The organism is Brucella sp. NBRC 113783, assembly GCF_040372265.1.
GTDB lineage: Bacteria > Pseudomonadota > Alphaproteobacteria > Rhizobiales > Rhizobiaceae > Brucella > Brucella teleogrylli.
On sequence record NZ_BAABRX010000004.1, the window covers coordinates 67,268 to 87,933 of the forward strand.

Consider the following 20,666-nt stretch of genomic DNA (forward strand, 5'->3'; position numbering starts at 1 on the left):
CGGCATCGCTGACATCCCTTGTTTACAAGGCCAACATCGGCTATATGTCAGGATATATAACACGGAGGCCGGCCATGAGCAATGCCGCACAGAAGAGAGCGATCGAGAATTACCGGACACGCCTGACGCAGCGTGGCTTCAAGCGCTTTGAGGTCTTGGCATTGGAATCCGACCGCGAACTGATCCGGTCGCTTGCCCGGCATCTGGCCGAGGAGGGGCCGGAAGCGGAAGAAGCCCGGCAGACCGTCAAGGCTCTGGTTGCCGGCGAGCCGCCGAAATCTGGGGACATCCTGTCGGCCTTGCGCCGCTCGCCTCTGGTCGGCGCCGATCTCGATCTGTCGCGCCCGCGCGAGGAAGGGCGCCGGGTCGACCTGTGACGCGCTACCTCCTCGATACGAACATCCTCAGCAACATCGTCAAGCCGCAGCCGTCGGAATCGCTACTGGCGTGGTGGGCGGAGCAACGCGACGAAAACCTGTTCGTCGCCTCGTTGACCATCGCAGAAATTCGGCGTGGCGTTCTCGAAAAGCCACGCGGCAAGAAGCGCGATGCTCTCGATGCCTGGTTTTCGGGACCGGAGGGGCCGCAGGAACTGTTCGCTGGCCGCATTCTCTCGTTCGACGACAGGGCCGGTCTGATCTGGGCGCGGTTGATGGCGGACGGCAAGGCCGCTGGTCGCCCGCGCAGCGCTCTCGACATGATCATCGCGTCTGTCGCAGGTGCAAACGACTGCATTGTGGTTACGGACAACGAGAAGGACTTTGCCGGGCTGGAGTTCGTCAATCCGCTGCGTCCGGGGGAATGATCCCCGGCAGGCCGGGATCAAGAACGGGTTCGTCCCATTTGCGTGCGACGCCGAGCCAGCGGTCCACGAACGCCTGAAACTCAGGCTCCCCGAAACAGATTTGGAACGTATAGAGTCGATTGACCACCTGCGCATGAGATCGCGCATCTCGTCGTCGTCGAGCCGCGATACCTCTGCCCAGGGGATGTGCTGGCCGTCCGCGTCAACGACGAAAACATCGGAGAAGTCTCCTGTCCTCGTTACCGGCACCCGCCCTGCATGGAGGTTTTCCAGCATGGTGTTGCGAACGCAGATCATGGCCATCGCCTTGGCGAGTTGGGCCGCAATCCTCTCCTCGTCCCGCCGCTTCATCCGGCCACTCCCGTTCGGTTTCCACAGGCCCGGCAGTCCCCAGGCTGAGTTGCCGGACGACATCTTCGCCCCTTTCTGCCTCCAGTGAGGATAGCGTCACGCCAAGAAGTCGCACACCTTTTTCGACCGGGAACAGCGGCTCCAGAAGCCGGTAGTGTTGATAGGCTATCGGCGGCTAACAACAACCTGGCAAGCGACCGGAACTGTCACATATCTTCGGGCCCGATCGACCATCCGGCGATTTCCCTGTCGATCAATTGCCATTGATCTGCGAGATCGGCCAGATCACTGGTATCAACAACAGCATGATCGAGGCCGTCAAACTGGTCGCCGAGATATGTAGCGAGCCCCGCTCCGCCTTCATTTGCGAACCAGACTCCGACCAGATCAGCGACTTCCTTTAGCCGTTTGAGTGTTTCTTGCGCGTCGCGGATGTCGAAATCACCAAGCTCCTTGTTCTGCCGGCTTTGCTTGTTCCCGGCGTGAGCAACGTGCGAACTCACATGCTCGGCTATCCGGTCGAGGTCGGTAAGCCGGGCTTCGATCTTGGCGAGAACCGTGGGCGAGATCAGATCGCCGGGGCTGCGCTCTGATGGCGAAACGCCGCTCAAGGCATCGAAATGCCGATGCGCGGCCTCGCTCTTCATAAGTTCAGGATCGCCCCAGACGGGACGGCCCTTGGCGGCGGCGAGACTGTCGTGTTGCTCCTGAAGCAGGCGATCAAGATCGTAATGCGCGTTGAGCACGTTCTCGACGTAGATTTGCCGGTTCAGCCAGCCTCGGCTCGCTCCCACGTCGCTGACGACGGACCGGATCGAGTAAACCCCCTTGGGGCCATTTATCGGGGCTTTGTCCAGAAGGCGGCGGGTGCCAAGAAGCAAGCCTGACCAGAAGCCCTCGGAAACAAGGTTGAAAATCATCTGATTCAGCGGCGGTCTGGCACCTCTTTTATCATTTGCGAGACGAACGATACGGACCGTCGTGCGAAAGGCGGCGTAGTTCCAGAGAAGATCCTGAATGGTTCGGTGGATGCCCGTTGTTTCATCCTGAAAGGCATCCCGCCATGCGGCGATGCGTTGGTCATACTGCGTCAGCAATCTTCCAGCCCCACGTCCCAGATCCGCTTCATCAATCATATCCCCAGATTCATTTCCGAAAAGCCAGCACCGAAGGCGGTTTGCGCCTCTGGATCAATGTTTGAAGCAGCTTGCGTCATCGTTCCTGCCGTCAAACGCTCGTCACCAATATGATCCGGGTGGGGGAAAGCCTTCCCCCTGGCCGGCACTGCGTTGCCGGCGCACCCTCTTCTGCGGGGAGACCCCGCAACGCCCCCTTTAGAGTGAGAGTGCGGATGGGGTTTGCCGTGACGGGTTGAGGGCTGGAGAAGGGTCTCCGGCGCCCGTCGCGGAGAACCGCGATGTCGAGACATGACCGCACCCCCCGTTCCGGCTCGGACCGGACGAACCTCTATGACGAAATCACCGGCAAGATCATCGCCGAGCTGGAGGCCGGGCAGTTCCCCTGGGTCCAACCCTGGGGCTCGTCCACGGTGCAGGCGCCGCTCGGCCTGCCGAAGAACGCCAGCACCGGCCGGGCCTATAGCGGGATCAACATCCTGATCCTCTGGGGCGCGGTGATCCAGCATGGATTCCCCGGTCAGGGCTGGCTCACCTATCGGCAGGCGGCGGCCCTCGGCGGCAATGTCCGCAAGGGTGAGCGCGGCACCACCGTCGTCTATGCCGACCGCTTCACCCCCGAGGACGAGAAGCGCCGTGCCCGCGAGAGCGGCGAGGAACCGGGGAAAATCCCGTTCCTGAAGCGGTTCACCGTCTTCAACGCGGCCCAGTGCGAGGGACTGCCCGAGGAGATCGCGGCTGTCGCACCGCCGCCTCCGCCGGGCCTGATCGAGCCCCAGGTCGAGGCGTTGATCCGGGCCACCGGCATCGACTTCCGGATCGGGGGCAATCGCGCCTTCTACGTCCCGTCGCAGGACTTCGTGATGGTACCGCCGCCGCAAGCCTATTTCGAGCCGATCAACTGGCACCGGACGGCGCTGCACGAGATGGGGCACGCGACAGGCCATCCGTCGCGCCTCGCCCGCGATTTCTCCGGTTCCTTCGGCACGAAGAAATACGCTTTCGAGGAGTTGGTGGCCGAGATCACCGCGGCCTTCTGCTGCGCGACGCTCGGCATCGTGCCGACCGTGCGCCACGCGGATTACATCGGTTCCTGGCTGGAAGTGCTGCGCGAGGACAACCGCGCCATCGTCCGCGCCGCCTCGCAGGCGAGCAAGGCCGCCGACTGGCTGCTCGGCTTCCTGCCGGACACCGGCGGTCTAGGTGCGACTGGCGACGAGCGGGAGGCAGCGTGATGAACGCGCTCGCTTTCCCCGGCTTCGCGCCCGATCCTGCGCAGGCGGCCTCCATCCGGTTGCGCGTCCTCAGCCTTGGCGCCGGCGTCCAGTCCACCATGCTCGCCCTGATGGCCGCGCACGGTGAGATCGGTCCCATGCCCGATTGCGCGATCTTCGCCGACACGGGCTGGGAGCCGAAGGCCGTCTATGAGCACCTCGCCTGGTTGAGATCGCCCATCCGCACCGGCTTCAGGGGCATTCTCGGCGAGGTCTATCTTCATCGCTCCGCCGTTCCGCTCGATCAGGCCGATCTTTCGACGGCAGCCGATCATGGCCAGCTCGATCTCTGGCCGAATGAATGCGAGGGCATGTGCGGGGTCTAGGCCGCCTGAAACCCGCCGACATGCGGAGCCGGATTTGCGGCTTCATGACTTTCCGGCTCGTAGCGCCGTCTCTCTGAAGGCAGAGGGCGGCGCCTCGGGTCGTGACGGGTTTGATGCCGGGAGAATGGCTCGCGGCGGCCTGTCACGGAGAAAGCCTCATGACCACGGCGCGATCGCGAAGCTACCTGAAAATATTCCTCGTCTGCTACGGCTCCAAAACGAGTCCTGGGTTTGCGATGCCGAGGACCGCGACCATGCCGTCGAGCAATTCGAGAACGCTGGGATGGACGGTGAGATCAACGAAGTGTTCGAGTGCATCCCCGCCACCAACCGCTACTTCGTTCGCCAGCGGCGGGCGATGTGGGTCTGCTTCGTCCAGGAGGTCGAAGCCGAAGATGCGGAGGCCGCGATCGATGCCTTCTATGAGCAGTTCGACCCGCAGCATTCGTTCGTGGAAGGCGCCCTTCAACATGCGGATCACGGCCCGGCAACGGTCTTCGACTGGCGGGACTACCCATCCGCGCAGGAGGTCGCCGAGGCAGACTGATCGGAAGCGGGTTTGCGGTTCCGCGATAATGCGGCGTCGGTTCGGTGGCGCTGCCCTCTAGAGTAAGAGGGCGGCGCTTCGCTTCGTGACGGGTTGGAGGTCGAGAGAGAGGCTCTCGGCGCCCGTCGCGGAGATACCACGATGGCAAAAGCCGCCAAGAAGAAGTCCACCCCTGCAATGATCGTCTTTTCACGAGCGCGGGACATTCCGTTCAACCGGATCAGCCTCTCGGACAGCAATGCTCGCGAGATCGACGTCGAGGCCGGTCTGGACGAACTTACCCACGACATCGACCGGCGCGAGGATCTCGTGCAGGGCCTCAATGTCCGCGCCATTCTCGATGAGGACGGCGTTGAGACCGGCGATTTCGAGACCCCGGCCGGCGGTCGCCGCTACAGATCCATCGCGCGCCTCGTCGAGGCCGGCCGCTTCCCGGCAGACGGTCTCGTCCCCTGCATCGTCAAGAAGGCCGACGCCAGGACCTCGGCCGTTGACGACTCGCTGGCGGAGAACCTGCTGCGCCTCGCCCTGCATCCGCTCGACCAGTTCAAGGCGTTCAAGCGGATGTTCGACATGGGCATGTCGAAAGAGGAGATCGCCGACGCATGGAGGACCACGCCGCACTACATCATGCAGCGCCTTCGCCTCGCGACGGTCGCGCCGTCCCTGCACGATGCCTATGCGCGCAACGAAATGACGCTGGCGATGCTGGAAGCCTTCACCGTCAATCCCGACCACGAACGCCAGCAACAGGTCTGGGAGCGCGTGAGTAGCTCCTGGCAGAAAGAACCCTGGCAGATCCGTAACATGCTGACCGAGACCACGGTTCCGGCGGCCGACAAGCGCGCCCTTTTCATCGGCGTTGACGCCTATGAAGCGGCGGGCGGTCCGGTGCTGCGCGATCTCTTCTCCGACGAGAACGGCGGCTGGTTGCAGGACGTCACGCTCCTCGACCGCCTGGTCGACGAGAAGCTGCGCGCCGTCGCCGACGAGATCGCCGGTCAGGGCTGGAAGTGGATCGACGCGGCGGTCGAGCTTCCCTACGGCCACACCAACGGCCTGCGCAGGCTGGTCGGCGTGACCCGGGACCTGACCGACGAGGAGCGCGCCACTCGCGAGGCTTTGCGCGATGAGTTTGATGAACTCGAAGCGCAGTATGCCGAAGCCGATGACCTGCCCGATGAGGTCGATCAGCGGCTCGGGGAAATCGAAGCCGAACTGGAAGCCTTCGAGAACCGGCCCGTCACCTTCGCGCCGGAAGACATCGCCCGTGCCGGTGTTTTCGTCAGCATCGGCCGCGAGGGCGAGTTGATCGTCAGCAGCGGCTACGTCCGCTCCGAGGACGAGCAACCCGAAGCCGTCGATGGCGAGGATGCCGGAGAAGGTGCCGACCCGTCCGATCCTGATGCCGTTCAGCGTGCCGTCATCACCGTCGGCGGCGAGCCGGTCCCGGAGGGCGACGACGAGGAGGAGGACGATGCCGTCAAGCCGCTGCCCGAGCGGTTGGTGACAGACCTGACCGCCTGGCGGACGCTGGCGCTGCGCAATGCGCTCGCCGAGAATCCGCACGTCGCCATGACGGCCCTGCTGCACAAGCTCGTTCTCGATACCTTCGAGCGCACTTCCACTGCGGGAACGAGCCTCTATGCCGCCGTGCGTCATGTCTATCTCCCGGCCGACGCGACCGGGCTCGCGGACAGTGAAGCCGCGAAGATGATCGACGAGCGCGCGGACGCCTGGCGGGGTGACATTCCCTCCGGTGATGACGACCGGCTCTGGGGATGGATCAACGGCCTCGACCATGCCAGCCGCCTGGCCCTGCTCGCCCATTGCATCAGCTTCGGCGTCAACGCGCTCTACGAGCGGCCCAACCCCTATTCGGGGAACGGCATCTCGCAGCACGGTCTCGACCGTCGTATGGCCGAGGCCGAACGGCTGGCCCAGGCCACGGGCCTCGATCTTGTCGAAGCGGGCTGGAGGCCCACGGTCGAGAACTACCTGGGTCGCGTGACCAAGGCCCGCATCCTTGACGCGGTGCGCGAGGGCGCCGGCGATCGCGCCGCCGATCTCATCGCGCATCTCAAGAAGGGCGACATGGCGAAGGAGGCCGAACGGCTTCTGGCCGATACCGGCTGGCTGCCCGAACCGCTGCGCCCCGCCATGGACGCGGCGGCCATGGACGGCGGGGGCGATCAGGACGAGGACGGCGTGGCGCTGCCCGACTTCCTCGCCGGTGACGACGAGGATGCGGCCGAGACCGACGACGACCCGGTGGCCTTGGTCGCCGCCGAGTGACGCGCACCGGCGGGGCGGCGTCAGTCTCCCCGCTTTCCATCCCCTTCCACCCTACGGCCCGGCATCTCGCCGGACCGCTTTCGTTTCAGGAGGCAAAATGACTGTTTCTTCAGACACCAGGGCCGCGTCAGGCTGCCCCATTCTGTTGGTTTCCACGCAGAACTGAGCCAGTTAGGCAGATAATTTCCATTGAGAACTGAGCCATGTGAACCTTCCCCCCAACGCGGTGAGCGACGGGGGCAGCGGAGTGATCCACATGGGACTTTTAAACATCATCCGGCGCATGGCGCTGCGAGAGAAGCAGTCGATCCGCGAGATCAGCCGGCGCACCGGTCTGTCGCGCAACACGATCGCGAAGTATTTGAGCGCGGGTACGATAGAGCCGACGTTCACGGTACCGGAACGACCGAGCAAGCTTGATCCTTTTGCCGACAAACTCGCGGCCTGGCTGAAGACCGAGACCGGAAAGTCGCGCAAGCAGCGCCGAACACTGAAGCAGCTTCATTCCGATCTGGTGGTTCTCGGCTTTACCGGCTCCTATGGTCGGGTCGCCGCATTCGCTCGTGATTGGCGGGCTGATCGGCAACGTGAGCAGCAGACGACGGGCCGCGGCATATTCGTTCCGCTGTCTTTCCGACCAGGCGAAGCATTCCAGTTCGATTGGAGTGAGGACTATGCCGTGATAGGCGGCGAGCGCACGAAGCTTCAGGTCGCGCATATCAAGCTATCGCACAGTCGCGCGTTTTTTGTCAGGGCCTACCTGTTGCAGACGCATGAGATGCTGTTTGACGCCCATTGGCACGGCTTCCGCGTGTTTGGCGGCGTGCCTGGTCGTGGCATCTACGATAACATGAAGACAGCGGTCGATCGTGTGGGCCGCGGCAAGGAGCGACAGGTCAACATCCGTTTCCTTGCGATGACGAACCATTACGTCTTTGCGCCAGAGTTCTGCAATCCCGCCGCGGGCTGGGAGAAGGGGCAGGTCGAGAAGAACGTCCAGGATGCCCGACCGCGGCTGTGGCAACAGATGCCCGACTTTCCAGATTTGGGGGCATTGAATATCTGGCTGGAACAGCATTGCCAGGACCTGTGGCGGGAGACAGCGCATGGCACCTTGTCCGGCTCGATCGCGGATGTTTGGGCTGATGAGCGGGCAGCATTGATGGCGCTCCCCGCCATGTTTGACGGCTTCGTCGAGCAGAGCAAGCGCGTCTCGCCGACATGCCTGATCACCTTCGAGCGCAATCGTTACAGCGTGCCTGCGTCTTTTGCGAACCGGCCCGTCAGCCTGAGGATTTATCCCGAGCGACTGGTCGTTGCGGCCGAGGGCAATATCCTTTGCGAACATCCGCGGATCATAGAACGCAGCCACGACAAACCGCCGAGGACGATTTACGACTGGCGCCATTACCTTGCGGTCATCCAGCGCAAGCCTGGAGCACTGCGCAATGGCGCACCCTTCCTGGAATTGCCGCTGGCCTTTCGACAGCTGCAGGAGCAGATGCTGCGCCGCCCTGGTGGTGATCGTGAGATGGCCGATATTCTTGCCCTCGTCCTTCATCACAACGAACAGGCCGTCATCAGTGCTGTGGAATTGGCTTTGGATCAAGGCGTGGCAACCAAAATGCATGTGCTAAACCTGCTGCATATGCTGATCGACGATAAGACGACTGACGGTCCCGACGTCGATACGCCACAGGCACTGACTTTGCTGCGCGAACCCAAGGCCAATGTCGAACGCTATGATGGCCTGCGTGTCCGGATCGTTGGAGGTCGCCATGCGTCATGATCCAGCCAGTGCCGCCGTCGTCATCATGCTGCGAAGCCTGAAGATGTATGGCATGTCCCAAGCCGTCAGTGACCTGATCGAGCAAGGTGCTCCAGCCTTTGATGCAGCCGTGCCGATCCTGTCCCAGTTGCTGAAAGCCGAGATGGCCGAGCGCGAGGTCCGGTCCATCGCCTATCACATGAAGGCTGCCCGCTTCCCAGCCTACAAGGACCTCTCCGGATACGACTTCGCCGCCAGCGAAATCAACGAAGCGACGGTGCGCCAATTGCATAGATGCGAGTTCATCGACGGCGCGCAGAATATCGTGCTTGTCGGCGGACCGGGCACAGGAAAAACACATGTCGCCACCGCCCTCGGCATCCAGGCGATCGAGCATCACCGTCGAAAGGTCCGATTCTTCTCGACCATCGAATTGGTCAACGCGCTTGAGCAGGAGAAGGCTAAAGGCAAGGCGGGGCAGATCGCAGAGACCTTGGTCCGCCTTGATCTGCTCATCCTCGACGAGTTGGGATACCTGCCGTTCAGCGCCTCAGGGGGAGCACTGCTCTTCCACCTTCTGAGCAAGCTCTATGAACGGACGAGCGTTGTGATTACCACCAACCTCAGCTTCAGCGAATGGGCAACCGTCTTCGGCGACGCCAAGATGACAACCGCATTGCTCGATCGTTTGACCCATCGCTGCCATATCCTGGAAACAGGGAACGACAGCTTCCGCTTCAAGGCCAGCTCGGCAGCCGCAGCACAGAAGAGAGGACAAAACGCCAATCCCTTGACTAAACCCTGATCAGAAAACCATACTTAGAGGTGGCTCACTTCTCGGTGGAAAAACTGGCTCAGTTCCGCGTGCAAACCAACACCCGCGCGTTCGGAAGTGGGTGGCGCCCATCCAGCCTTTTATGGTGCCGAAGACGTGCTCGACCGTGCAGCGTCGTACCGCCATTGCTTCGGGCATCGCTTGGAGCCTTCGCTCCATCTGATCGAGTACTGCTTCGTTCGTGCTCCCATCTTCGGATGCGCTTCTCCTTGCCGGCGGTGCACAGGGGACGAGATGAGCACGCACCGCAGGCTTTCTGGTTGAAGTAAACACCGATGAGCTTGCCGCCCTCCACCCTGGCGAAGCGCTTCTGCAGCTGCTCGCCAACTGGGCAGCGGTAGGTGTCGGTCTCAGGCTCATGCACGAACATAGCCTTGCCCCAAAAGCCACGCGCCTGAGCCGGTGACGTATTGGGCTTGGGTACCATCGGGATGATGCCTGCTTCAGCGCAGGAGCGGATCTGCTCGCCCTCATAGTATCCACGATCGGCAAGCGCGATCATGTCGGAAGCGCCAGCCTCGGCCTGTGCGGCTTTGGCCATCTCAAGCAGATGCGAGCGGTCATGGCCGCGGTTGCTCACCGCATTGGCGACGACGATATGGTGCTTGGTATCGACGGCGGCCTGGACGTTGTAACCGACTACACCGCGATGATCGCTTCCGGTTGCCATGGCGCGGGCGTCCGGGTCGGTGAGCGAGATCTGCTCATCTGGAGCGGCTTGCAGTTGTCGACCAATCTCCTCGAGCTCGCCGAGCCGACCGCGCAGCGACGCCAGTCGCTCGGTCAGGTGCTCGATGCGCGGCGTAGCCGGGCCGGCTTCCGCACTGTCGGCTTCCTCAAGCTCGGCAAGATAGCGCGCGATGCTCTCCTCGACATGGGCCCTCCGGCGCGCCAGCTTGCCCTTGGTGTAGTTCTTCTCGTGCGTGTTCACCGCTGGAGCGCCCGCAAGCGTGACCCATCGATCGCGACCATGCCGCCACCCACCAGACCAAGAGCGCGGCAGATAGCAACAAAGCGCTGACATGCGATCTGGATCGCACCGGCATTGTCGCGGCGGAAGTCGGCGATGGTCTTGAAGTCCGGCACCAGCTTGCCGGTCAGCCACATCAGCTCGATGTTGCGACCTGCCTCGCGCTCGAGTTTCCGGCTCGAGGTCAGCTGATACAGGTATCCATAGACATAGAGCTTGAGCATTGTGCCGGGCGCGTAGCCGGGCCTGCCAGTCGCTGCCGGCTGCACACGAGCGAAACCGAGTTCGGCCAGATCGAGTTCATCGACAAATGCGTCGATGATGCGAACCGGGTTGTCAGCATCCACATAGTCTTCGACACACGCCGGCAAAAAGCTCGCCTGGTGACGGTCAGCAGCTTCAACGAAACGTCCCATACGGCACCCCCGAAGCAGTGCCAGATCATAGCATCATCAGGGGTTTTCACACAGCCTCGGCCCCATCCCGGTCGTTCCTGTTGTCGGTCATCACTCCTAAAACCAGACGTAGGTCGGGGCTGTCGTCATACCTATAACACCTACTGCAGAACGGTCATTTGTCTGGGATCACCGCGACAATGGCCGTGCAGGGTTCGTCATCCCCGTATGCGGCAACGTCACCCCCCATTAGCGGACGGAGCAGGATTTCAAGCATTCCGCGACAACTAGGAAAGCATCTTCGCCGACACCCATGACGAGGGCTGAAGCACGATTTCGCTGCCATGGGCGACCTAAGTGAAAAAGACCTGGTACGGGAGACAGCCCGCCTGCCTGCAGAAAGCTTCCGTTGGAACGGGTACTGCCTGGAATCTGGAGCCATGCGCTCTCATCTCGATATCCAATGCACCAGATGACGGAATCGACCACCCGGTTCGATCCATCGGCAAAGAATGCGAAGCGGTCTTGTGAAGAGACCAAGCGTTTTGCGACGCCTACGCCCCTTCGTTCCAAGTCGTCAAGGCTGCGATCCCTGTCAGGAAAGGGGTCCGCGCGCCGCATCAGGCGTCCTATCGCGGATTCGGGCCTTGCTCTCATCAAGCCCAATGTGTGCAGCCACCACCATGTACTCTTGCCCAGAATGCGCTCGGGAAACAGACCGCGGCTGCGTCCAGCGGCAAGCACCACTTCATGGGTCAAAGCCAGCCCAGCTGCGATGTCGCGCCCGCTTGCTCCATCCCCGACAACAAGGACCGTGCCAGGCGGGAGATCACCGGGATTGTGATAACTTTCCGGTGTCAGTTGAGCGACCGCATTGTTGAAGCCGGCAGCAATCGTTGGGATTATTGGTTTCTGAAACGCACCCGTCGCGACGATTGCCGCCTTGGCTACCACGTGTCTGCCATCATCGAGTTGCGCGGTGAACCGCCCATCGGGCCGGCGTTCGAGCCGAGTCGCGCCATTTTCAGAATGCACCCGTAGGTCGAAGTGGCTGGCGTAGGTTTCGAGATAGTTCGCAAACTCGTCTCGCGTTGGGTAGCCGTCCGGGCCCCCGTCGAGCGCAAGACCAGGCAGCGAACTGAATGCGCGCGGGGTAAACAACGTCATGGAATCGTAGCGACGGCGCCAACTGTCGCCGATGCGGGCGTGGCGATCAACGATCAGGAATGAAAGCTCTGTTCTGGCAAGGTAATAACCGGCTGCGAGACCCGCTTGACCCGCGCCGATCACCAGAACGTCTATTTCCCCCGAACCATGGCTCTCGAATAGCTGGCGAGGACTTCTGTTCATGTAGTTTTTGCTTCACCTCGTGCCAGAACGCTCTCCACGAGCAAAAGCCCTACGCCGCAAACAATCGCTACGTCGGCAACGTTAAAGGTGGGCCAATGATAGCTGCCAACGTAAAAATCCAGAAAATCCGTCACGGCACCCTGGCGCAGCCGATCGAGCAGATTGCCGAGCGCACCTCCGACGATGAGCCCAAGGGCGCAGGCCGTTAGTCTGCTGTCGGTTCGCTTGATCCAGACCAGGAGCCCCGCAACTATGGTAAGCGTGAACGCTACCAGGGTCCAAGCCGGAGCCTGGCCGAACAATCCGAAGCTCACGCCGGTATTGAAGCCGAGCACGAGATTGAAGAAGCCGGTAACGGGGATGACCTGAGGCGGATTCATAGCATGGTTCAGCACCCACCACTTCGTCGCCTGATCGAAGAAAAATCCGCCAAAGGCAATGGGAAGGCCGAGCCTGAGCATGTCGAGATTTCCTTTAACTTCGGTTTAGCCGATGCGGCCGAGGGCCGGGAAGGTCTGGAGCAGCCATATCGCAAAGCTGGAGAGATGGCCGGTGATCATGGCGATGCCCATCACCACCATCACCCCACCAGCGACGATTTTGAGCACGCGGCCAGTGCGGCGCATCGACATCATCCGAGCCATGAACCCGCGCATGAACAAAGCGGCCAAGATGAAAGGGAGGCCAAGACCAAGGGAGTAGACGGCGAGCAGCGTCGTTCCGCTTGCCACCGTGGCGTTCGCGGCGGACAGGGTCAAAATCACTCCCAGCACTGGTCCGATGCAGGGAGTCCAGCCGAACGCGAAAGCGAGACCAAGGAGATAAGCGGCCCCGGCGCTTCCGCTGCCCGGGTTGGCATGGAACCGGGCTTCACGATTGAGCCAGGGCATGGGTACAAGGCCGGTCGTGAACAGGCCGAAAACGATGACGATCCCCCCGCCAATCAGATTAGCTTCGAAAAGATACATGCGCAGGAGCCGGCTCAACACGGTGGCGCTGGCCCCAAGGATGACGAACACGGTCGTGAAGCCGAGGACGAAGCAGAGGCTGAGGCCGAGAGTTCGGCCCGCTGCCCTGAATTCTGTATCGGCCGCAATTCCGTCTGGGCTAATCGTCCGGCCTGCGACGTAGGAAATATAGCCCGGCACCAGCGGCAGAACGCAGGGCGACAGGAAGGATACGACGCCAGCGGCGAAAGCCGTCGCTATTCCGATGCTGGAGAACTCCATCAGCCAATCTCGCCCGCCAGGCGGCGGAGCTTCTGCAATCGAATCTCTCGCGGCTCGTGCATGTCGAGCGTGCCGACGAATTGGCTCTCGGCATCCATCATGTAGACGCCTGCGGTGTGATCCATCGTGTATTCGCCCCCCTCCAGAGGCACTTTTCGCGCGTAGGCCGCAAAGGCCTTCACCACGGCGTCCGTTTCCTGTCGATTTCCCCGCAATGCGAGGATGCGATCATCAAAGGCTGTCATGTATTGAGACAGCAGTTCTTGGGTGTCCCGTTCGGGATCGACGGTGAAGAACAGTACGTTGAACTGGTCGGCTGCCGGCCCGAGCTCGTTCATGAGATCGCTGAGTTCGTAGAGCGTGGTCGGACACACATCGGGACAATGGGTGAAGCCGAAGAAGGCGAGATAAGGCTTTCCAGCCAGCGCGGCATTGCCGATTGTCTCGCCTTGATGAGATGTGAGCTGGAACGGGCCGCCGATAGCTGCGATGCCTGTCGAAGACGCGACCGCCGCAGTTTGCTGCTGCCAAGGCTTGGATACTGACAAGCCGATGAAAAGCCCGCCGACAACGGCGACGGCAACCCATGCAACGAGGCGGAAAAGTTTGACGCCGCTCATTGGACAGCCTCTCCGTGCCCGTCATGTTCGTTCGCAGATTCCGGACGAGCACCCATGTTCTGCACAGCGAACTCAACGTCAATGGTACCGGCTAGCTCGAACACCAGCGTTGCCGCAAACCGCTCCCCTTCCTTCAAAGGACGCGATGGCTTCAAAAACATGATGTGCATACGGCCAGGTTGAAGTTCGATCTTCTCGCCAGCCCCAATTTCGATGCCATTTTGCACAGGCCTCATGCTGGCAACCCCGTCGCTCACGGTCGACGCGTGGATCTCCACCCGTTCTGACAGAGGTGATGAGATTGAGACCAGACGGTCGGCAATGTCGCCATCGTTCGTCAGCGTCAGATAGCCACCGGCTACCGGGGCGATCGGCGGAGTCGCGCGTGACCACGGATGATCGATGGTGATCGAACCACCCTGGAAGTCGTGCCCCACAGCAGGAGAGATCGATACTGCAAGGGCAAGGAAGGCGGCGGATAGAGCTCGCATGTTGGCCATGTTATTTTCCTTTGTTTCCAGCTTCTCCGGCCTTTTCAAGGATTTCCAAGCCGCTTCTGACAACGACAACAACCACACCCAGGCCAATGATCAGATCCGGATAGGGCGAGCTGAAAAGAATTACGGCGAGACCAGAAACAGCGATCGCCGAGTTCACGAGCATGTCGTTTGTCGTGAAAATCCATGAGGCTTGCAGATGCACGCCGTTTTCCCGATGTGATTTTAAAATCCACATACAGACCGTATTCGTAAGGGCGCTCGCTATCGCCACGGCGATCATGACCGGCCCTATTGGATCAGAGCCAGTAATGAAGCGTCGACCGACCTCAAACAGAAGCAGACCGGCGAATATAATCAGTAGGATACCTGACAACCGGGCAACGCGAACCTTCGCCGCCAATCCGCGCCCTACGACGAAAAGACTGATGGCGTAGACACCGGCATCGCCAAGATTATCGAGTGCAGAGCCCATCAATCCTGTTGACTGAGCCCACCACCCTAATCCTCCCACAATGGCTGCCTGGGCCGTATTGATCGCAAGCACCCATGCGAGCGCCCATTGTTCGCTCTTCTCGGATGAAGTGGCACTGCCCTTGGACTGATTATTCATAAACTACACCTCGGCTTTCTTGGCGAGAAGTGGAAGCCGCGACCTGCCTTCGCGCACTGCTTAAGCTCATTTGTCGCGGGTGCCGCGCCAGGTCAGCAGGCGCAGCGCACTGGCCGTAACGAGGACCGTAGCGCCCGTATCGGCGAGGATCGCCATCCAGAGCGTGGTAATGCCGAATAGAGTCGTCACGAGGAAGACGGCCTTCAGACCAAGCGCTATGGCGATATTTTGCCAAATATTGCCGAGTGTCGCCTGTGACAACCCGATGAGATCGGCAACACCCGTCACCCGGTTTCTGAGCAGCGCGGCATCTGCGGTCTCCAGAGCAACGTCGGTGCCTGCACCCATGGCAACGCCAACGGAAGCGGCTGCGAGCGCCGGCGCGTCATTGATACCGTCTCCCACCATGGCGATCGGGCCATTTGCTTTGAGGCGACCGATCTCGGCGAGCTTGGCGTCGGGCAACAATTCGGCGCTTGCCTCAAGGCCAAGATGGGCCGCAATGGCGTCGGCCGTGCGCTTGTTGTCGCCGGTCAGCATCAGAGGGCGCACACCTCGATCTGTCAGTCGCTTCACACCTTCGATAGCGTCGTCGCGCGGTTCGTCGCGCAACGCGATCAATCCCTCGATGCTCTTGCCCTTTATAAGCACGACGACCGTCTTGCCCTGGCTCTCCAGTGTGGTGATCGCCTCGGCGATGTTCTCTTCGAGTGCAGTCTGTTCGGCGGCATGACGGGGAGACCCGACCGAAGCGAAGCCGTCCTTCAACCGCGCTGTGACCGCTTTGCCGGGTGTGGCAACGCCGCCCCCGAAGGTGACGGGCAGTTCGAGCCCCCGCACCTTTGCCGCCTCCACGATTGCAACCCCGAGAGGATGGCTGGTGCTGCGCTCGACGGCCGCTGCAATGGCAAGGACGGAATTCTCGTCCCCAATGATCGGCACAATGTCCGTCACCTGGGGATGGCCACGCGTCAGCGTTCCTGTCTTGTCGAAGGCAACAGTTACGACCTTACCGAGTATTTCCAGCGCCGCACCGCTCTTGATCAGCAATCCCTGACGCGCGCCGGCGGCAAGACCTGAGGCGATGGCCGCCGGCGTGGAAATAACGAGTGCGCAGGGGCAAGCAATGAGCAGCGTGGCAAGGCCCCGATACACCCATGTCATCCAGTCTCCGCCGAAGGCGAGCGGGGGCACGACAACGATCAGAGCTGCGACGACCATCGCGCCCGGCGTATACCAACGGCTGAAACGGTCGATCATACGCGCCGTCGGGGCCTTTGATTCCTGAGCTTCCTCGACCATGTGGATGATGCGGGCAATGGTATTGTCGGCCGCGACATGGCTGATCGACACCCGCAACTCGCCATTTGCATTGATGCTGCCGGCATAGACGTTTGCGCCGGCTTCTTTCAGCACGGGCATGGATTCGCCTGTCACGGGCGCCTCATCGACCTCAGATGCACCATCAATCACCGTGCCGTCAGACGGCACACGGTCCCCAGGCCGAACAACGACGACATCACCAATGGCCAGCTCTTCGGCAGCGACCTGCTCAATGACACCATCACGCTCGCGGAACGCGACCCGGGGCACGAGATCGATCAGCGCTTCAATGCCTGCCCGCGCACGGCCTGCCGCCACGGTTTCAAGCAGTTCGCCCACTGCGAACAGGAAGATCACGACAGCAGCTTCTTCGGCCTCGCCGATGGCGACCGCGCCGAGTGCCGCGACCGTCATCAACGTCTCGATAGTGAAGGGTGAGCCGGACATCGCACCGGCGACCGCCCGCCTCGCGAACGGGATGACGCTGATCAATGCAGCGCCCGAATAGAGCCATTGCTCCCATTCGGGCAGGACACGCGCGAGGGCGAAGGCAAGGATGAACAACGCGCCGGTAAGGAGCACAAGCCGACCCTTGTTGCCTTTCCACCATGCCTCTGCGATGCGCTTCCGAGGTGGGCTCGCCTTTGCCTCGGTCTGCTCGAGCACTGGTGTGTAGCCGAGCGCTCGGATCTTTTGCTCAATGGTGCCGAGGACCGTCCGGTCTTCATCGAGTTGCAATGCAAGCGTCTCGTTGGCGTAGCTGACATTGATGTCGCTAACGCCCGGCAGGCGTTGCACCGCCGTCTCGATTTTCAACGCGCAAGAGGCGCAGTCCATGCCTTCGACACGTAGTCTGTAATTGCTCGCAGCCGCCATGGTATCACCTCGCCAATTAGATGTGACACCGCAGATAGACCCTGTAGCAACTACAGGGTCAAGGGCCGGTTTTCTATGATTACCTTTGTGCGGCGATCCGTGTGCGAATTCGTCGCACAGCTTCAACAAAAGAGACTTGACCTTGTAGCTGGTACAGGGTGCAACGATGCGTGAAATACAAAGCTTGATGGAACGAAAGAAACGCTGCGAAAGGGAGTGCTATGACCGCCGGAGCAGGCACAACTGCAAATGCTTGGGCGGTCGTGTTCCTGGCGTGGTTCATCGCGCTTGCTGCCTCGCTCGGCGCTCTCTTCATTGGTGAGATCATGGGACAGACGCCGTGCAATCTGTGCTGGTATCAGCGCGCTTTCATGTTTCCGCTGGCGGTCATTCTGGCTGTCGCTAGCTTTCGGGGCGAGACCAGCGTTTCCTGGTACGGGCTTCCATTGACCACCCTCGGCGCCGCCATCGCGGCGTTCCACTCCCTGCTTTATGCGGGCATCATTCCCGCCGCCATCGAGCCCTGTGGTCAAGACGGCCCATCCTGTTCGAGCGCCGATATGACGATCCTTGGCGTTTTGCCGCTCCCCTACCTGTCGCTCGTTGCCTTCTTGAGCATTGCCCTTCTTCTCATTCTCGCGCGCCGGAGGCGTCCAGCATGACCAGACGGTCCGTCGTACTTTTCACTGGCCTCGTCGCACTGATCGTCTTTGCCGGCGGAGCCTTTCTCTACGACCGCTACGGCAGCACCTCGGCACAGCCCGTTCCAGCACCGCAAGGTGATGCGATGACCAGGGCGCATTCACCAATCATTGGCCCTGCGGATGCGCCGGTGACGATCGTGGAATTCTTCGATCCTTCTTGCGAGGCGTGCCGAGCTTTTTATCCAGCCGTTAAGCAGATCATGGCGAATTTCCCTGGCGAGACGCGCCTTGTCATCCGATACGCGCCCTTCCATGAGGGATCGGACGAAGCCGTCAGGATTTTGGAAGCGGCTCGTCTTCAGGACCGCTACGAACCGGTGCTGGAGGCCCTGCTGGCGCGACAGCCGGAATGGGCCGTGCATGGTGCACCCGACCTTGCGAAAGCCTGGGAGATCGCAGCGGCGGCCGGGCTTAATGCCGAACAGGCACGGCGCGAAATGTCCTCGGCCGAGATCGATGCGGTTCTTGAGCTGGATCTGGCCGATGTTCAGAGCAATAATATCCGTCAGACACCAACCTTTTTTGTGAATAGTAGGCCGCTGGGATCCATCGGACCGCAGCAACTCTACGATCTGGTGCGTGAAGAAGTGGAGAGCGCCAGAGCGGCGCAATAGGCTACCCATCGAGATCGACAAACGTCCAGATCCGGCCTACATTAACCCTGTATTCGCTACAGGGTAGTTCAATGAACTCTTCCATTCTGACGATCGGTCATCTTGCAAGGCAAACCAGTACCAAGGTCGAAACAATCCGGTTTTACGAGAAGAAGGGTCTACTGCCCGAGCCGTCACGCACCGACGGTAACTACCGGGCCTATGAGCCGGATCATCTGAATCGCCTAAGCTTCATCCGGCGCGCGCGTGATCTCGGTTTTTCGCTCGACCAGATCAGGGCACTTCTCGCGCTCTCCGACAATCGCGGGCAATCCTGCGCGGCTGTTGATGCCATCGCCAGTGAACATCGTGCAGAGGTCGAAAAGAAGATCACTGATCTGATGGCGCTAAAGGCCGAACTCGACAGGATGATCGACCAGTGTGGGTGCGGCGTGGTCGCCGATTGCAGGATTATTGAAACCCTGTCGCCGAAATGATTGGCGGGGTGGAAGTGCAGAACATTGACGTGCGCGCCCACCAAATATAATTGTCATTTCGATAAAACGTGAAATGTTAAAATGTTATGGAAGAGAATGACGCGCTTGTGGGCTTCGCCGCGCTGGCTCACGAGGATCGCTTACGGATAATCCGCATGTTGGTGGTCGCTGGCGCTGACGGGATGGCCGCTGGTGCCATCGCCCTCGCGCTCGATGATTCGCCGCCATCGCGCATTTCCTTCCATCTCAAGGAACTGGAACACGCCGGACTCGTGCGGGGGCGACGAGATGGGAAGTCGATTATCTATAGTGCCTGTTGGCCGGCGCTTTCCGATCTAGTCGCCTTTCTCATGCACGACTGCTGCGAGGGCCACTGTAAATATTGCGATCAAGCGATTGCCTTATTCGCAAAATGCGAAGGCCGCCCAACAGGGTCGATCCGCAGCGACTAGGACTGGCCGTGCAAAAAATCCTCCCCTTAGTTGAAAACAACCTCCTGCTGCTGGCCGTCGCGACGGCCGCGCTCGGCCTGCTGGTGCCTTCTGTCGGGGTCATCCTTGAAAGCGGCATAAGCCCGCTTCTGGCCATGCTGATGCTGGTTATCAGCCTGACCTTTGACGTTCATGCCGTGAAGTTGGTTTTCAAAAAGCCGAGTCGGCAGCTATGGACGCTCGGACTCGTCTATGGCCCTATGTCGCTCGCCGGCTGGCTTACAGGACGCCTGTTTTTCGGTTCGGGGCCGCTGGCCGCAGGTCAAACCCTTGTGGGAACCCTGCCGACTGACGTTTCCGCGCCGCTGTTGGTCCTACTCGCGCGCGGCAATGTAGCCCTCGCGGCCGTCCTCAATGCCGTCAACACGGTCCTTTCGCCATTCATCGTGCCGATCTTGTTCCTACTTCTCACCGGCATCGAGCTGCAAGTGCCGATCGGGGCGGTCATCATGGAATTGGTGCTGATCGTGGTGCTACCGACTGTGATCGGGGTTCTATCTGCGTACACGATACCCGGAAGCTATCGGCCGACACGATGGCCTCTATCCGTGCTTCATGTCATAGCAGCTTTGGCGACGATCAACGTCTTGATCGCCGGCATGCTTTGGCAGGTCGTTCAACAACGTCCGCTTGGAGGTGTTGACTGCTGAAAGCTGCCTTTCAGCATTCCCTGAAGGTTTTTCGATGCGGGCCGCAGCGCGGCGTTGGCCGCCGGAGTTGGCGGCAGAAGCAAACGGGCTGATCTGAGGGGCGCGCGATGACATGATCGGAAGCAGGTCTGACCGTCTCCTTCCTGTCGTGTTCGATGGTCTTGCGGTGTTCAGCGTTACGTGGCGCAAACCGATGCCTCAAAAACCCGGCGAAACCCTTGATGGCCCGAGTATGGGCCTCCTGAGCCTTGTCGCCCATTCCACGGATACGCATGTCTTCGATCATGCGCGCGCGCAGTGGGGTGGTCCCCTCCTTCTTCATGGGAACCTCCTGTCTGATGATTGAGATGACCCCAATCGTCAGGCCAGGAACCCGAGTCACAAAGAACCCTGGTCGATCAGCAGGCGCACCGCTTGTCACGAGCGCCATTGCCGCGCGAGCGGCTTAGTCCTTCCACCCCATTTCTGCTTTCGGACGGATCGCCGATTCGCCGCAGACATTGTCGTGGTGAACAACCGCC

Annotated in this window: 22 protein-coding genes and 1 pseudogene; 13 read left to right on the plus strand and 10 right to left on the minus strand. The window is 61.0% G+C overall.

The annotated features are described in order from the left end of the window. Positions 1–74 precede the first annotated feature (74 nt). Together ABWW11_RS14565 and ABWW11_RS14570 are read left to right on the plus strand one after the other, a co-directional pair. Entirely contained in the window at positions 75–377 is a 303-nt protein-coding gene (locus ABWW11_RS14565; RefSeq protein ID WP_100652683.1) for a hypothetical protein, read from the plus strand. Further along, positions 374–805: a PIN domain-containing protein gene (locus ABWW11_RS14570; protein WP_151577001.1), complete on the plus strand. Its 432-nt coding sequence runs from the start codon at positions 374–376 to the stop codon at positions 803–805. The genes ABWW11_RS14565 and ABWW11_RS14570 overlap by 4 nt, the downstream gene beginning before the upstream one ends. Positions 806–1,362: 557 nt before the next feature. Here the strand turns inward: ABWW11_RS14570 and ABWW11_RS14575 are convergent. Next, positions 1,363–2,292: an AbiU2 domain-containing protein gene (locus ABWW11_RS14575; protein ID WP_192800567.1), complete on the minus strand. Its 930-nt coding sequence runs from the start codon at positions 2,290–2,292 to the stop codon at positions 1,363–1,365. A 281-nt stretch (positions 2,293–2,573) separates the two neighbouring features. Here ABWW11_RS14575 and ABWW11_RS14580 point away from each other — a divergent pair, with 281 nt between their 5' ends. The 6 genes from ABWW11_RS14580 to istB all read left to right on the plus strand — a co-directional run bounded on the left by ABWW11_RS14580 (position 2,574) and on the right by istB (position 9,307). Beyond that, positions 2,574–3,527, plus strand: a complete 954-nt coding sequence (locus tag ABWW11_RS14580) for an ArdC family protein (RefSeq protein WP_319081161.1) — start codon at positions 2,574–2,576, stop codon at positions 3,525–3,527. After that, positions 3,527–3,892: a hypothetical protein gene (locus tag ABWW11_RS14585; protein WP_151576995.1), complete on the plus strand. Its 366-nt coding sequence runs from the start codon at positions 3,527–3,529 to the stop codon at positions 3,890–3,892. The genes ABWW11_RS14580 and ABWW11_RS14585 overlap by 1 nt, the downstream gene beginning before the upstream one ends. A gap of 34 nt (positions 3,893–3,926) precedes the next feature. Continuing rightward, complete coding sequence (locus tag ABWW11_RS14590) at positions 3,927–4,439, plus strand: hypothetical protein (RefSeq protein WP_151576994.1); 513 nt, start codon at positions 3,927–3,929, stop codon at positions 4,437–4,439. A gap of 141 nt (positions 4,440–4,580) precedes the next feature. After that, positions 4,581–6,734 carry a ParB/RepB/Spo0J family partition protein gene (locus ABWW11_RS14595; protein WP_319081160.1) on the plus strand — a complete coding sequence of 718 codons (2,154 nt, stop codon included), beginning with the start codon at positions 4,581–4,583 and terminating at the stop codon, positions 6,732–6,734. A gap of 256 nt (positions 6,735–6,990) precedes the next feature. Beyond that, the gene (gene istA / locus ABWW11_RS14600) at positions 6,991–8,523 is read left to right on the plus strand and encodes an IS21 family transposase (RefSeq protein WP_032963552.1); all 1,533 of its coding nucleotides are present in this window, start codon (positions 6,991–6,993) and stop codon (positions 8,521–8,523) included. Next, complete coding sequence (gene istB / locus ABWW11_RS14605; protein WP_036589678.1) at positions 8,513–9,307, plus strand: IS21-like element helper ATPase IstB; 795 nt, start codon at positions 8,513–8,515, stop codon at positions 9,305–9,307. Before istA ends, istB begins: the two co-directional genes overlap by 11 nt. A gap of 487 nt (positions 9,308–9,794) precedes the next feature. Here the strand turns inward: istB and ABWW11_RS25275 are convergent. The 8 genes and pseudogenes from ABWW11_RS25275 to ABWW11_RS14650 form a co-directional block, all read right to left on the minus strand. Further along, positions 9,795–10,723, minus strand: a pseudogene (locus ABWW11_RS25275) (transposase); the annotation flags it as partial. A gap of 228 nt (positions 10,724–10,951) precedes the next feature. After that, positions 10,952–12,052 carry a flavin-containing monooxygenase gene (locus tag ABWW11_RS14620; RefSeq protein ID WP_151576964.1) on the minus strand — a complete coding sequence of 367 codons (1,101 nt, stop codon included), beginning with the start codon at positions 12,050–12,052 and terminating at the stop codon, positions 10,952–10,954. After that, positions 12,049–12,513 (minus strand): signal peptidase II, encoded by a 465-nt coding sequence (gene lspA / locus ABWW11_RS14625; RefSeq protein WP_151576963.1) that lies wholly within the window; start codon positions 12,511–12,513, stop codon positions 12,049–12,051. Before lspA ends, ABWW11_RS14620 begins: the two co-directional genes overlap by 4 nt. Before the next feature lie 24 nt (positions 12,514–12,537). Beyond that, positions 12,538–13,281 (minus strand): cytochrome c biogenesis CcdA family protein, encoded by a 744-nt coding sequence (locus ABWW11_RS14630; RefSeq protein ID WP_151576962.1) that lies wholly within the window; start codon positions 13,279–13,281, stop codon positions 12,538–12,540. Further along, positions 13,281–13,901: an SCO family protein gene (locus tag ABWW11_RS14635; protein WP_151576961.1), complete on the minus strand. Its 621-nt coding sequence runs from the start codon at positions 13,899–13,901 to the stop codon at positions 13,281–13,283. The genes ABWW11_RS14630 and ABWW11_RS14635 overlap by 1 nt, the downstream gene beginning before the upstream one ends. After that, entirely contained in the window at positions 13,898–14,401 is a 504-nt protein-coding gene (locus ABWW11_RS14640; RefSeq protein WP_151576960.1) for a copper chaperone PCu(A)C, read from the minus strand. The genes ABWW11_RS14635 and ABWW11_RS14640 overlap by 4 nt, the downstream gene beginning before the upstream one ends. Before the next feature lies 1 nt (position 14,402). Further along, entirely contained in the window at positions 14,403–15,011 is a 609-nt protein-coding gene (locus ABWW11_RS14645; protein WP_010400587.1) for a cation efflux transmembrane domain-containing protein, read from the minus strand. Positions 15,012–15,077: 66 nt separating this feature from the next. Continuing rightward, on the minus strand, positions 15,078–17,210 hold the full coding sequence (locus ABWW11_RS14650) for a heavy metal translocating P-type ATPase (protein ID WP_319081180.1): 2,133 nt from the start codon (positions 17,208–17,210) through the stop codon (positions 15,078–15,080). Between the two features lie 221 nt (positions 17,211–17,431). On the opposite strand from ABWW11_RS14650, the gene ABWW11_RS14655 reads away from it, so the two are divergent. The 5 genes from ABWW11_RS14655 (at position 17,432) to ABWW11_RS14675 (ending at position 20,145) form a co-directional block, all read left to right on the plus strand. After that, entirely contained in the window at positions 17,432–17,872 is a 441-nt protein-coding gene (locus ABWW11_RS14655) for a disulfide bond formation protein B (RefSeq protein ID WP_010400583.1), read from the plus strand. Beyond that, positions 17,869–18,528 (plus strand): DsbA family protein, encoded by a 660-nt coding sequence (locus tag ABWW11_RS14660; RefSeq protein ID WP_010400580.1) that lies wholly within the window; start codon positions 17,869–17,871, stop codon positions 18,526–18,528. The genes ABWW11_RS14655 and ABWW11_RS14660 overlap by 4 nt, the downstream gene beginning before the upstream one ends. 71 nt (positions 18,529–18,599) lie before the next feature. Next, positions 18,600–19,004: a MerR family transcriptional regulator gene (locus ABWW11_RS14665; RefSeq protein ID WP_010400577.1), complete on the plus strand. Its 405-nt coding sequence runs from the start codon at positions 18,600–18,602 to the stop codon at positions 19,002–19,004. 155 nt (positions 19,005–19,159) lie between these two features. Continuing rightward, on the plus strand, positions 19,160–19,456 hold the full coding sequence (locus ABWW11_RS14670; protein ID WP_502904877.1) for an ArsR/SmtB family transcription factor: 297 nt from the start codon (positions 19,160–19,162) through the stop codon (positions 19,454–19,456). A gap of 8 nt (positions 19,457–19,464) precedes the next feature. Next, on the plus strand, positions 19,465–20,145 hold the full coding sequence (locus tag ABWW11_RS14675) for a bile acid:sodium symporter family protein (protein WP_319081177.1): 681 nt from the start codon (positions 19,465–19,467) through the stop codon (positions 20,143–20,145). 10 nt (positions 20,146–20,155) lie between these two features. Here ABWW11_RS14675 and ABWW11_RS14680 read toward each other — a convergent pair whose 3' ends face one another. After that, positions 20,156–20,467 (minus strand): hypothetical protein, encoded by a 312-nt coding sequence (locus ABWW11_RS14680; protein WP_235924417.1) that lies wholly within the window; start codon positions 20,465–20,467, stop codon positions 20,156–20,158. Positions 20,468–20,666: the final 199 nt, after the last annotated feature.

Coding starts and splice junctions, on each gene's coding strand:
- ABWW11_RS14565 (WP_100652683.1), top strand. CDS start 75: ATGAGCAATGCCGCACAGAAGAGAGCGATCGAGAATTACCGGACACGC.
- ABWW11_RS14575 (WP_192800567.1), bottom strand. CDS start 2,292: ATGATTGATGAAGCGGATCTGGGACGTGGGGCTGGAAGATTGCTGACG.
- ABWW11_RS14580 (WP_319081161.1), top strand. CDS start 2,574: ATGTCGAGACATGACCGCACCCCCCGTTCCGGCTCGGACCGGACGAAC.
- ABWW11_RS14585 (WP_151576995.1), top strand. CDS start 3,527: ATGAACGCGCTCGCTTTCCCCGGCTTCGCGCCCGATCCTGCGCAGGCG.
- ABWW11_RS14595 (WP_319081160.1), top strand. CDS start 4,581: ATGGCAAAAGCCGCCAAGAAGAAGTCCACCCCTGCAATGATCGTCTTT.
- istA (WP_032963552.1), top strand. CDS start 6,991: ATGGGACTTTTAAACATCATCCGGCGCATGGCGCTGCGAGAGAAGCAG.
- istB (WP_036589678.1), top strand. CDS start 8,513: ATGCGTCATGATCCAGCCAGTGCCGCCGTCGTCATCATGCTGCGAAGC.
- ABWW11_RS14620 (WP_151576964.1), bottom strand. CDS start 12,052: ATGAACAGAAGTCCTCGCCAGCTATTCGAGAGCCATGGTTCGGGGGAA.
- lspA (WP_151576963.1), bottom strand. CDS start 12,513: ATGCTCAGGCTCGGCCTTCCCATTGCCTTTGGCGGATTTTTCTTCGAT.
- ABWW11_RS14630 (WP_151576962.1), bottom strand. CDS start 13,281: ATGGAGTTCTCCAGCATCGGAATAGCGACGGCTTTCGCCGCTGGCGTC.
- ABWW11_RS14635 (WP_151576961.1), bottom strand. CDS start 13,901: ATGAGCGGCGTCAAACTTTTCCGCCTCGTTGCATGGGTTGCCGTCGCC.
- ABWW11_RS14640 (WP_151576960.1), bottom strand. CDS start 14,401: ATGGCCAACATGCGAGCTCTATCCGCCGCCTTCCTTGCCCTTGCAGTA.
- ABWW11_RS14645 (WP_010400587.1), bottom strand. CDS start 15,011: ATGAATAATCAGTCCAAGGGCAGTGCCACTTCATCCGAGAAGAGCGAA.
- ABWW11_RS14650 (WP_319081180.1), bottom strand. CDS start 17,210: ATGGCGGCTGCGAGCAATTACAGACTACGTGTCGAAGGCATGGACTGC.
- ABWW11_RS14655 (WP_010400583.1), top strand. CDS start 17,432: ATGACCGCCGGAGCAGGCACAACTGCAAATGCTTGGGCGGTCGTGTTC.
- ABWW11_RS14660 (WP_010400580.1), top strand. CDS start 17,869: ATGACCAGACGGTCCGTCGTACTTTTCACTGGCCTCGTCGCACTGATC.
- ABWW11_RS14665 (WP_010400577.1), top strand. CDS start 18,600: ATGAACTCTTCCATTCTGACGATCGGTCATCTTGCAAGGCAAACCAGT.
- ABWW11_RS14670 (WP_502904877.1), top strand. CDS start 19,160: ATGTTGGTGGTCGCTGGCGCTGACGGGATGGCCGCTGGTGCCATCGCC.
- ABWW11_RS14680 (WP_235924417.1), bottom strand. CDS start 20,467: ATGAAGAAGGAGGGGACCACCCCACTGCGCGCGCGCATGATCGAAGAC.